Raw genomic sequence first — 11,593 nt, 5'->3', positions numbered from 1 at the left:
CGGCCACGGCGACGACGGCGACCGTGACGGCGAGGCGACCGTTACGACGGCGACCGCGTCGGCACACGCCGGCCGGGGAAGCCTCAGGCCCGTGCGCCGGTGGCGACCAGTGCCGTCGCCGCGCCGTTCACCGGCTGCGGGGTGCCGGTGAGGTCCAGGACGAACAGGGAGACGCCCAGGCCGTCGGCGCGGTCGCGGGCGTCTTCCGCGTACCCGGCGAGCGAGAAGTAGACGCAGTCGGTGGCCTCCGTCATGGCGGTCAGCCACAGGCACTCGACATCGCGCGACGAGGCCGGGCGCACCGAGGGGTCCACCTGGGCGAGGACTCCCCGCGCGGCCAGACCGGTCCCGGAGGGCTGGCGCTGGTCGGCGTGGCGGATGTCCCGGTAGCCGAGCCAGCGCAGATACGACGCGACGGCGGTGACCGCGTCGCGGGCCGTGCGGATGGTGACCGGCCGGAAGCCGGCGCGGGCGTCGGCGGGCGGCTCGGCCGTGCCGGTGCCGCCGCCAGGGCCCAGCGGCCGTGACACACCGGCCACGGGTACGCGCAGCACGGTCCCGCAGGAGCAGCCCAGCTCCGGGTGGGGCCACTGCTCGGCGCGTCCACAGCTCCCGCAGCGGACGGTGACCCAGTCCTCGTCCCAGGTGCGGTGGGTGACGGGAGTGGGGGCGGCTCCGCTGTTCAGAGGCGGGGCGACCGGGGCGCCGCATGCGCAGGGGTAGGCCGGGGCGGCGTACCGATGTTCGTGCCCGCAGTCCGGGCACCGCACCGCCATGCTCTCGCTCATGCTCCACCCCACCCGTCGAGTCACCTGGGAAACGCCCCTCATCGTCTCAGCGGCCCGCACCCTTGACGCCCCTTTTCCCGATGCCTACATTGCTTCCAGATAGTAGAAAATACTTTCCGCAATATGGAAGTAAGGCTGCGGAAATCCACTGTCGAAATCACGGATGTGCTCACCGCGGGGCGCGACGGGAGGGCGAGTCCGGCAGACCGAAGCAGGAGTACGCGATGGCTCGTATGACCGCTGCCCGCGCGGCAGTCGAGATCCTCAAGCGTGAGGGTGTCCGGGACGCGTTCGGTGTCCCCGGCGCGGCGATCAACCCCTTCTACGCGGCCCTGAAGGCCTCCGGCGGCATCCAGCACACCCTCGCCCGCCATGTCGAGGGCGCCTCGCACATGGCCGAGGGCTACACCCGTGCCCACCCCGGCAACATCGGTGTCTGCGTCGGCACCTCGGGGCCCGCCGGGACCGACATGATCACTGGGCTCTACTCGGCCATCGGTGACTCCGTTCCGATCCTGTGCGTCACGGGCCAGGCGCCCACCGCCGTGATCCACAAGGAGGACTTCCAGGCGGTCGACATCGCCTCCATCGCGGGGCCGGTCACCAAGATGGCCGTCACCGTCCTGCAGGCCGCCCAGGTCCCCGGCGTCTTCCAGCAGGCCTTCCACCTGATGCGCTCGGGCCGTCCCGGACCGGTCCTCATCGACCTGCCGATCGACGTCCAGCTCACCGAGATCGAGTTCGACCCGGACACCTACGAGCCGCTCCCGGTCTACAGACCGGCCGCCAGCCGCGCCCAGATCGAGAAGGCGATCGGTCTGCTGAACGAGTCGCGGCGGCCGCTGATCGTCGCGGGCGGCGGGATCATCAACGCCGACGCCGCCGAACTCCTCGTGGAGTTCGCCGAGTTGACCGGAGTCCCGGTCGTACCCACGCTCATGGGCTGGGGCGTCCTGCCCGACGACCACGAACTGAACGCCGGCATGGTCGGACTGCAGACCTCGCACCGCTACGGCAACGCGACCTTCCTGGAGTCCGACTTCGTCCTCGGCATCGGCAATCGCTGGGCCAACCGCCACACCGGGAAACTGGACGTCTACACGGCCGGGCGGAAGTTCGTCCACGTCGACGTCGAGCCCACCCAGATCGGCCGGATCTTCGCCCCCGACTACGGCATCGCCTCGGATGCCGGGGCCGCGTTGGAGCTGTTCGTGGCGGTGGCGAGGGAGTCGAAGGCGGCGGGCGGGCTGCCGGACCGCTCCGCATGGGCGGCCGCCGCCCAGGACCGCAAGGCCCGTCTCCAGCGCCGTACGCACTTCGACGACGTACCCATCAAGCCGCAGCGCGTCTACGAGGAGATGAACAAGGCCTTCGGCCCCGAGACCCGGTACGTCTCCACCATCGGCCTCTCCCAGATCGCCGGCGCCCAGATGCTGCACGTCTACCGCCCGCGCCACTGGATCAACTGCGGCCAGGCGGGCCCGCTGGGTTGGACCGTCCCGGCCGCGCTCGGCGTCGCGAAGGCCGACCCGGAGGCGTGCGTCGTCGCCCTCTCCGGCGACTACGACTTCCAGTTCATGATCGAGGAACTGGCGGTCGGCGCCCAGCACCGCATTCCCTACGTCCATGTCTTGGTCAACAACTCCTACCTCGGCCTGATCCGCCAGGCGCAACGCGCCTTCGACATCGACTTCCAGGTCAACCTGGAGTTCGAGAACGTCAACTCGCCCGAGCTGGGCGTCTACGGAGTCGACCACGTCAAGGTCGCCGAAGGGCTGGGGTGCAAGGCGATCCGGGTGACCGACCCGGCCGAGCTGGGCGCCGCGTTCGAACAGGCGAAGAAGCTGACGGCGGAGTACCGGGTGCCGGTGGTCGTCGAGGCGATCCTGGAGCGGATCACCAACATCTCGATGTCCACGACCAACGACATCAGCGATGTGGTGGAGTTCGAGGAGGTGGCCACGGAGCAGTGGCAGGCGCCGACATCGATCAGGGCGTTGCCTGAGTGACGCCGACGCGGCCGGGGCGTCTCGGCCGGCGGCCGCCGCGGCGTCCCGCATGGACGAGAAGCCCAGCGCCCACGGACGACCCCCGACGTCCACGGGCGCTGGGCCCACCCCGCGGCAGTGCGACCCCGTACGGGACGGGCCGCTTCGTCGCACTGCCGCTCAGGCCCCCGTTCTCCCCCGTTCCCCCGTTCCCCCCGTGCCCCCCGTGCCCCCGATACGGCGTTCCCCCGCATGCTCGGTGGCGTCCCCCGTGGAGGCCCGCCGCCCCCGTGCCGGCGGGCCTCCTGTGATGAGAATGTGCCCGACCATGGGGGGAGTTGAAGCCCCAGGGCATGGGTTCAGAGGTTGATTTGAGGGTTCCGTAGACGGCCTACGCCCCCTTGCGTAGGCATGCCCCGCCCGCGCAACGGGGGTTGTTTCGTCGGGAGGGCCGCGCACCGCAGGCTCGTGCCCGGTGAGGAGGTCGTCCTGCCCTGCACCCGGAGATGCCGGAGGAGGCGGCGCCGACGCACCCGCCGCGGTCCGGCCGGGGTGGGTCGTCGACCGTCGCGGGCGTTGCGTCCGGTGGCTGACGGGTGTCATCAGGGACCGGACGCGGTCCGGGGTCAGAGGGTGAAGGCACAGGGTTCCGGCCCGCGGCGGCGCCTGGGCGCGACAGGACGGATGTCGGCGCCGCCACGGACCGGAGGTTCGAAGGGCCGCCGGACCGGAGTTCCAAGGGCCGCCGGCCTCAGACCCGGGCGCCGGAGAGGCGCTCCACGGCCCGCAGCAGGGCGGAGTGGTCCAGGCCGCCGTCGCCCTGGGCGCGCAGCGAGGCCACCAGCTGGGCCACCACGGCGCCCACGGGCAGCGCGGCGCCCACGGCGCGGGCCGCGTCGGTGACGATGCCCATGTCCTTGTGGTGCAGATCGATGCGGAAGCCCGGCTTGAAGTCCCGGTCGAGGAAGTTGTCCCTCTTGCGGGTCAGCACGGTGGAGCCCGCGAGACCTCCGGCCAGGACGTCGAGCGCCGCCCCCAGCTCCACGCCGGACTTCTCCAGGAAGACCACGGCCTCGGCGCACGCCTGGATGTTCACGGCGACGATCAGTTGGTTCGCGGCCTTCACCGTCTGCCCCGAGCCGTGCGGACCGCACAGCACGACGGTCCTGCCGAGCGCCTCGAAGACGGGCCGGGCCTCGTCGAAGTCGGACTGCTCGCCGCCGACCATGATGGACAGCGCGGCCTCGACGGCGCCCGCCTCACCACCGGAGACCGGGGCGTCGAGCACCCGGATGCCCTTCTGCTTCGCTGCCTTCGCCAGGTCGACGGAGGTCTGCGGGGTGATGGACGACATGTCGATCAGCAGGGCGCCGGGCCGGGCGTGGGCGAGGATGCCGTCGGGGCCGTACGCGACGGCCTCGACCTGAGGGGAGGCGGGCACCATCGTGATGACGACGTCGGCGTCGCGCACGGCCTCGGCGACGGAGGTCGCCGCGGTCCCGCCGGCGGCGGTCAGCCGGTCCAGCTTGTCCCGCTCCAGAGTGTGGCCCGTGACCTCGTAACCCGCCTTGATCAGGTTCTCGGACATGGGGGAGCCCATGATGCCGAGGCCTATCCACGCGACCTTGGGGAGACTGCTCATGGTGAGGGTGCCTCTCTGACGGCTCTGCTACGACTGGGGGTGTGCGCTCAGCGCGCGGCGCGGGCCTCCCGGGGAAGCCACTCGAAGGCCTCGGCGCTCGGCCGGTCGCCGGGCTTGTACTCCAGTCCGACCCTGCCCTCGTAGCCGGCCTTGCCCAACTGGCCGAGGAGGTCCTCCAGGGGCAGGGTGCCGGTGCCGGGGGCGCCGCGGCCGGGGCTGTCGGCGATCTGCACATGACCGGTCCGGTCGGTGTACTCGGCGATCACCCGCGGCAGGTCCTCGCCGTTCATGGACAGGTGGTAGAGGTCCATCAGGAAGCGTGCGTTGCCAAGGCCCGACGCCTGGTTGACCTTGTCGACGACGTCGACGGCGGCCCGGGCGGACACCAGCGGATAGAGCGGTGACTCGACCCTGTTCAGGGCCTCGATCAGCAAAATCGCGCCGATCCGGTCGGCCGCCCGTGCCGCCAGGACCAGGCTGTGCAGGGCCAGCGCGTCCTGTTCGGCCGGGGCCACGCCGGCGACGCGGTTGCCGTAGAGGGCGTTGAGCGCCTCGCAGCCCACGGACTCGGCGAAGTCGGCGACCACGTCGATGTTGGCGCGGAACCTCTCCGCCTCCTCACCCGGGATCGACAGCGCGCCCCGGTCGGGGCCCGGCAGTTGCCCGGAGTAGAAGTTCAGCCCGGTCAGCCGGACGCCCGCCTCCTCCAACGCGCGCCGCAGGGCGTCGAGTTCCGAGGGGGCGGGGGTGGGGGAGTCGAGCCAGGGCCACCACAGCTCGACCGCCGTGAAGCCGGCTGCGGCGGCGGCCGCGGGGCGCTCCAGGAGCGGGAGTTCCGTGAAGAGGATCGACAGGTTGACGTTGTAGCGCTGCTCTGCGAGTCCCATGAGGCTTCAGGCGCTCCCCTCTGCGATTGTTGTCCATATCTATACTTCCGCAATGTGGAAGTTATTTTCTGCTCAATGGAAGATTGCCGTCGACTGTCGAAACTGTCAAGAGGTCGTCGGAGGGGCCGCTTATGCTGCACCGGACGATCACGCGGGACCAGGGGAGGGCGCGGCATGTTCGGCAAGCTGTTCGGCAGGGGTGCGGAGAGACCGGTGGCGGATCCGCACGCCCTTCCCGTTCCGCGTAGACAGAAGAACGGGATGTACACGCTCCGGGCGCTCGGGGACGCGCGGGTGCTCGCGCTGGTGGAAGCGGCCGACGCGGGTGACTGGGAGGCGGTGAAGGCGGCGCTGGCCCCCTTCGACCTCGGCCGTGACCACCAGGTCCTGGGTGAACTCGCCGAACTTGACGGTGTGCAGGACTGGATCGGCCGGGCCGTCGAGGAGGACAAGGAGCACCGGGCGACGGCCCTGCTGATATCCGGAGCGCGCCACATCGACTGGGGCTGGGAGGCGCGCACCGCCGAGCGTGCCGTGAACGTCACGCAGGAGCAGTGGCGGATCTTCCACGAGCGGCTCCGGATCGCCGAGGAACAGCTTCTGGAGGCCGCCGAGCTGCGGCCGGAGTGGATCACGCCGTGGCGCCACCTCCTCACCTCCGGTCGCGGTATGTCGCTGGGCCCCGCCGTCAATGAGACCCGTCGCGACGCGGCCCTGCGCCGCGACCCGCTGGACCTGGAGACCCACCTCGCGTGGCTGTCCCAGATGCAGCCCCGCTGGGGCGGCGAGCCGAAGCAAGCCCTGGCGTTCGCCCAGGAAGCCGCCGCCCGCGCCCCGCACGGGCACCGCCTCGGCTGCGTGATCGCCATGGCGTACATCGAGGAGTGGGTCGAGTCGGACCGGGGGGACTGTCTCCACACCGAGGAGATCCAGGCGCAGTTGCGGGAGGCGGCCGACCACAGCATCCTCCACCCGGCCTACGCCTGGCCCCTCGGCTGGCAGCACGACTTCAACATGTTCGCCATGGCCCTGTCGCTGGCCGGCGAGCGCCATACGGTCCGGCGGGTCTTCCAGGCGCTGGACGGCGCGTACACCCCGTGGCCGTGGACCTACTTCGGTGAGCCGGAGAAGCAGTTCGCCCGCCACCACCGCCGTGCCTGAGCGCCTGCCGGCCTCCGGACCCGATGACCGCCGTGCCTGAGCGCCCGCCGGACTCCGGGTCCCACCGTCAGCGCCGTGCCTGAGCGCCCGCCGGACCCCGGGTCCCACCGTCAGCGCCGTGCCTGAGCGCTCGCCGGCCTCCGGACCCGATCACCGCCGTACCTGAGCGCCCGCCGGCCTCCGGTCCCGCACGCCTCCCGTCGCCCCTCCCACCCCGGACTGCCCGATGACTCTGCCCGACACCGCCGCGAACCCGGCCGGCGCCGACCGCACCTTCCAGGTGGATCTGCGCGGCCTCGTCGACCTCCTCTCCCACCACCTCTACTCCAGCCCCCGCGTCTATCTGCGCGAACTCATGCAGAACGCCGTGGACGCCCTGACCGCCCGGCACGCCCTCGAACCGGCCGCCCCCGCGGACGCCTTCGGTGTCCGTCTGTACGCCGACGGTTCCGTCGTCCGCGTCGAGGACGACGGCGTCGGTCTCACCGAGGCCGATGTGCACACCTTCCTCGCCACCATCGGCCGCAGCAGCAAGCGCGCGGAACAGATCGCCGACCAACGCGCCGACTTCATCGGCCAGTTCGGCATCGGCCTGCTCTCCTGCTTCCTGGTCGCCGACGAGATCCACGTCCTCAGCCGCTCCGCCCGCACCCCCGACACACCCACCGTCGAGTGGCGCGGACGTGGCGACGGCAGCTACACCGTCCGTACCCTGCCGGCCGCGGCCCGCCCCCGGCCGGGCACCACCATCACGCTGACGCCGCGCGCCGACGCGGGGGAGTGGACCCGCCCGGCACAGGTGCACGCGCTGGCCCGCCACTTCGGCTCGCTGCTGCGTCACCCGGTGACCTTCGACGACGGCGAGGGCGGCGCTCACGGCACGGCCGTGTCCGTCAATCCCGAGCCCGCCCCCTGGACGCGTACGTATCCGACGCCGGGAGCCCGTTCCCGCGCCCTGGCCGCGTACGGCGAGGAGGTCTTCGGGTTCACACCGCTGGACACCATCGAACTGGACCTGCCGGCCGTCGGCCTCAAGGGCATCGCCTGCGTACTGCCCGAGACGGTGCCGGCCGGGCGCCGCCACGGCCACCGCGTGCACGTCAAGGGCATGCTGCTGTCCGAGCAGGCCGAGGAGATCCTGCCCGAGTGGGCGTTCTTCGTCCGCTGTGTCGTCGACGCCGAGAGCCTGCGCCCCACGGCGTCCCGGGAGTCCCTGTACGAGGACGACACCCTCGCCGCCGTCCGTGACGCCCTCGCCGAGCGGTTGCGCGCCTGGATCGCCCGGGCCGCCGCCAGCGACCCGGACCTGCTCCACCGCTTCCTCCAGGCCCACCACCTGGCGGTGAAGTCGCTCGCGGTGCACGACGACGAGATCCTGCGGATGCTCTTGCCCTGGCTGCCGTTCGAGACCACCGACGGGCACACCACCCTCGACGAGTTCGCGCGCACCCACCGCACCGTGCTGGTGACGTCGAGCGTGGAGGAGTTCCGCCAGGTCGCCGCGATCGCCTCGGCCGCCGGACTCGGCGTCGTCAACGGCGGCTACACCTACGACCGCGAACTGGTTCACCGGCTCCCCGAGATCAGGCCCGAGGCCACCGTCGCCGACCTCGATCCGGAGACGCTCACCGCCCACCTCGACCCCGTCGACCGGGAGACGGAACTCGCCGCCGCGGCCTACCTCGCACAGGCCCGCGACGCCCTCGCCGTCTTCGACTGCGACGTCGCGCTGCGCACCTTCCAGCCCGCCTCCGCCCCCGCCCTCCTCGTCGACAGCCGCGAGGCCCGGCACGAGCGCACCCGCTCCCAGCTCGCCCGCGAGCAGGAGGGCGGCCTGTGGGGCGACATCCTCGGTGCCCTGCGCCAGGAAGCCCCGAAGGCCCAGCTCATCCTCAACCAGCTCAACCCGCTGGTCCGCACCGCCGTCACCATCGAGGAGCCCGAGCTGGCCCGCACCAGCGCCGAAGCCCTCTACGGGCAGGCCGCGATGCTGTCCCGACGCCCGCTCAGGCCCGCCGAGTCGAGCCTCATCAACCGCTCCTTCCTCGACCTTCTCGCCCACGCCCTCCGCAAGGACAGCTGACGATGCCCACCGCACCCCATCCCCAGAACACGGACGAGCTGTACCAGGCGCTCCAGGAGAACGACCGGCGCCCCTACGGCCGTACCCGCACCGTCACGGCCGAGGAACTCGTCGACGCCGCCGAGCAGTTCGCGGAGCCCGTCCCGCTCGTCCACGCCCTCCTCGAACTCCAGGAGGCGTACACCTACGGCTCCGAACCCCGGAAGTCGCCCGTCGTCTTCGCCCGCCTGCTCACCCTCTTCGACGAGCAGCCCGACGTCTTCGACGACCGGCTGCGGCACATGCTGTTCTGGCGGTTCAAGTGGGTGGCCCACGCCCTGATCCAGCTTCCCGAGGTACCGCTGGCGAGCCTGCGCCAGTGGCTGACGGAGATGCGCGACCGGTACGAGAAGGCCGGCCTCGGCCTCCAGCCCTACTACGGCGAGGCCTACCAGCTCGCCGCCCACGTAGGCGAGGACACCACCCTCGCCTACGAGCTGTGGGCGGGCCGCACCCGCACCCGCCTCAGCGACTGCGAGGCCTGTGAGATCTGCGAGCGCGCCCTGTACCACCTCGTCGCGGGCGACGACGAGCGGGCGCTGCGCGCCTGGGAGCCCGTCCTGACCGGGAAGGCGTCCTGCCAGGAGGAGCCGGCCCGCTCCCTGTCGTACGCGCTGCTGCCCCTGCTGCGCACCGGTCACCCCGACCGGGCCCGCGAGCTGCACCTCGCCGGCTACCGGGGCTGCCGCCGCAACCCGTCGATGTCCGGGGAGGTGGGCCGCCACCTGGAGTTCTGCGCGCTGACCGGCAACGAGGCGCGCGGCCTGGAACTGCTCGCGGAGAACCGGAACCTGTTCGACGAGGTCGACTCGCCGCTGGACCAACTCGACTTCCTCACCGGCGTCGAGGTCCTCCTCCAGCGGGTCGAGCTGCTCGGCCACGGCGAACTGCCCGCCGCCGGATACGCGGGCCGCACCTGGACGGCGGCCGGGCTGCGCGCCGAGGTGCGGGACCGCGCCGACGACCTCGCCGCCCGCTTCGACGCCCGCAACGGCACCACGGCCCACGCCGACCGCCGCCGGGCCCGCCTCGACCGCGCCCCGCTCCTGGACGCGCTGGAGCTGACCCTGCGCACCCGCGTCCTCGACGACGTGGCCCCGGCCGGCCCCGTCGCCACGACCGCCGCCCGAACGGCCGCCGACGTTCCCGACGGGCTTGCCGAACTCATCCTCCGGGCAAGGGAGTCGGAGGAGCAGGGGCATCCGGACGCACACGCCTGCTGGGCGCGGCTGCGCACCCTCGTCGCCGCCCGCGACTACACCCACCCCGACGACCCGGCCGTGGGCACGCTCCTGCTGCTGCGCGCGGACCTGCTGGCCGAGGAGGCGGGCCGGGCGGGCGAGCGGGACGAGTTCGCCGACTGCGCCGCCCTCCACGAGGAGGCCGCGGCCCTCTACGACGACGCCGGAGCGCCGGCGCACGCGGCGCTCGCCCGTGCCTGTGCCCTGCTCGCCACCGCCGAACTCCCCGCGCAGAACGCGGCCGAGGACACGGCCGAGGACACGGCCGAGGCCAGGGCGGCCGCGCTGACCGCCGCCCACGCGTCCCTCGTCCGTCTGCACGAGGAGACCTCCGGCCTCGCCCCGTACCAGGAGGCCCGCCTGCTGCGGATGAGGGCGACCGCGCTCGCCCTGCGCCTGCAGACCTCGGGCAGCGAGGAGCATGTCGCCCCGGTCTTCGACGAGGTGGAGCGGCTGCTCGCGTTCGCCACCCGGCACGACCTCGCCGGGGCGGTCTCCGGCGCCCTGCTGCTGCGGGCCGGCACCCACGCCATCTCCGGCGACCTGCCCGCCGCCCTCACCGAGATCGACGCCCTCCTCGACCGGCTGAGGACGCTGGGGCCCGCCTGGCACCTGCCCCGCACACTCGGCCTGCGCGGCCGGTTCCAGCTCGGCCTGGGGGACGCGCCGGCCGCCCACGCGGACCTCACCGAGGGCCTGCGCCTGGCCGCCGACTGGCCGGCCGACGGAGTCGACACCACCCGCCTCCACGGTGATCTGGCCCAGGCCTGCCTGCGTCTGGGCCGCCACGACGAGGCGCTGCGGCACCTGACGCGCTCGGCGGAGCTGGACCTGCGCCGCGGCAGCCGTACGGACGCGTTCTGCACCTACAGCAACGCGGCGCAGCTCAGCCTCGACCTGGGCCGCGTCGAGGACTGCATCGCGCTGCTCGACTCCCTGCTGACCGAACCGGACATCGCCGCCGGCGAGCAGGACGACCGGCTCGTCGCCCAACTGCGCCTGACCCGCGCCCGCGCGCTGCACGCGGGGGAGGACCTCAAGGCCGCCACAACCGAGTTCGTCGCCCTCGCGGCCGAGTCGGCAGGCTGGGACGACGATCCGGGCAGCCACGCCATGATCGCGGCGGAGACGGCCGTACTCCTCGGCGAGTCCGGGGACTTCGGTCGGGCCCGCGAGGCCGCCGACCAGGCACTCGCCGCCCACGCCCGGGCCCCGCGCCACGAGCAGCTCAGCAACTGCCTGCGCGAACTCGCCCGCCTCCAGGCCAGGCAGCAGGGCCCCGACGGACTGGCCGACGCCCGCGCCTTCCTGGACGACGCCGGCCGGATCGCCGACGAGGCCCGCGCCGCCGGGTACGAGGCCCACGGACGCTCCCTGGACACGGCCCTGGCCTACGAACACGGGCGGGTCAACGCCTATGTGGGCGAGAACGAGGACGCCCTGGCCGCCCTGGACAAGGCACTCGCCCTGCTCGGCGAGCCGGGGCCGGACGCGGACCGCGCCGGTGAGTGGGCCGAGTGCGTCCGTCTCGCGAGTGCCGTCGAGGGCCTCTCCCTGGAACGCCCCGGCCCCGCCCTCACCCGTCTCGACGCGGCGATCTCCCGCCTGACCGCCCTCGGCCACACCGAGGAGGCCGAGCCACTGACCTCCCTGGCGGCCCAACTGCGCGACGAGGGGTGACGGCGGTACGGCCGGGGTGCCCAGGTGCGGGGCGGAGGGACGCCCCGGTCGGCTAGGGTCACGTCGTGGCGGACGAACCGCTCC

The 11,593-nt window shown here is 72.7% G+C and carries 7 protein-coding genes; 4 read left to right on the top strand and 3 right to left on the bottom strand.

Annotated features, from left to right (window positions below; translation table 11 throughout):
• Positions 1–83: 83 nt before the first annotated feature.
• Positions 84–788, bottom strand: coding sequence for a hypothetical protein (locus tag ACFY9I_RS02750; protein WP_390995577.1), 705 nt, complete (start codon positions 786–788; stop codon positions 84–86).
• Positions 789–1,012: 224 nt separating this feature from the next.
• Between ACFY9I_RS02750 and gcl the strand changes: the two genes are divergently transcribed.
• A complete protein-coding gene (gene gcl / locus ACFY9I_RS02745) occupies positions 1,013–2,797 on the top strand; it encodes a glyoxylate carboligase (RefSeq protein ID WP_390995575.1) in 1,785 nt (594 codons plus the stop codon).
• 730 nt (positions 2,798–3,527) lie between these two features.
• On the opposite strand, the gene ACFY9I_RS02740 is transcribed toward gcl, so the two are convergent.
• Positions 3,528–4,418, bottom strand: coding sequence for a 2-hydroxy-3-oxopropionate reductase (locus ACFY9I_RS02740; RefSeq protein ID WP_390995572.1), 891 nt, complete (start codon positions 4,416–4,418; stop codon positions 3,528–3,530).
• A 47-nt stretch (positions 4,419–4,465) separates the two neighbouring features.
• Positions 4,466–5,305, bottom strand: a complete 840-nt coding sequence (locus ACFY9I_RS02735; protein ID WP_390995569.1) for a TIM barrel protein — start codon at positions 5,303–5,305, stop codon at positions 4,466–4,468.
• 174 nt (positions 5,306–5,479) lie between these two features.
• On the opposite strand from ACFY9I_RS02735, the gene ACFY9I_RS02730 reads away from it, so the two are divergent.
• From ACFY9I_RS02730 to ACFY9I_RS02720, 3 genes are all read left to right on the top strand, one after another.
• Positions 5,480–6,466, top strand: a complete 987-nt coding sequence (locus ACFY9I_RS02730; RefSeq protein ID WP_390995567.1) for a hypothetical protein — start codon at positions 5,480–5,482, stop codon at positions 6,464–6,466.
• Between the two features lie 226 nt (positions 6,467–6,692).
• Positions 6,693–8,549, top strand: coding sequence for an HSP90 family protein (locus tag ACFY9I_RS02725; RefSeq protein ID WP_390995564.1), 1,857 nt, complete (start codon positions 6,693–6,695; stop codon positions 8,547–8,549).
• Between the two features lie 2 nt (positions 8,550–8,551).
• Positions 8,552–11,509, top strand: a complete 2,958-nt coding sequence (locus ACFY9I_RS02720) for a hypothetical protein (RefSeq protein WP_390995562.1) — start codon at positions 8,552–8,554, stop codon at positions 11,507–11,509.
• Positions 11,510–11,593: the final 84 nt, after the last annotated feature.

The sequence above is a fragment of the Streptomyces sp. NPDC012510 genome (assembly GCF_042955065.1).
In the GTDB taxonomy this organism is placed as follows: Bacteria; Actinomycetota; Actinomycetes; order Streptomycetales; family Streptomycetaceae; genus Streptomyces.
Note: the sequence above shows the minus strand (reverse complement) of the source record. Positions and strands in the feature narration are given on the sequence as shown.

Bases quoted from the DNA above. Each gene is read 5' to 3' on its own strand.
- ACFY9I_RS02720 (WP_390995562.1), top strand. From the start codon at position 8,552: ATGCCCACCGCACCCCATCCCCAGAACACGGACGAGCTGTACCAGGCG.
- ACFY9I_RS02730 (WP_390995567.1), top strand. From the start codon at position 5,480: ATGTTCGGCAAGCTGTTCGGCAGGGGTGCGGAGAGACCGGTGGCGGAT.
- gcl (WP_390995575.1), top strand. From the start codon at position 1,013: ATGGCTCGTATGACCGCTGCCCGCGCGGCAGTCGAGATCCTCAAGCGT.
- ACFY9I_RS02750 (WP_390995577.1), bottom strand. From the start codon at position 788: ATGAGCGAGAGCATGGCGGTGCGGTGCCCGGACTGCGGGCACGAACAT.
- ACFY9I_RS02725 (WP_390995564.1), top strand. From the start codon at position 6,693: ATGACTCTGCCCGACACCGCCGCGAACCCGGCCGGCGCCGACCGCACC.
- ACFY9I_RS02740 (WP_390995572.1), bottom strand. From the start codon at position 4,418: ATGAGCAGTCTCCCCAAGGTCGCGTGGATAGGCCTCGGCATCATGGGC.
- ACFY9I_RS02735 (WP_390995569.1), bottom strand. From the start codon at position 5,305: ATGGGACTCGCAGAGCAGCGCTACAACGTCAACCTGTCGATCCTCTTC.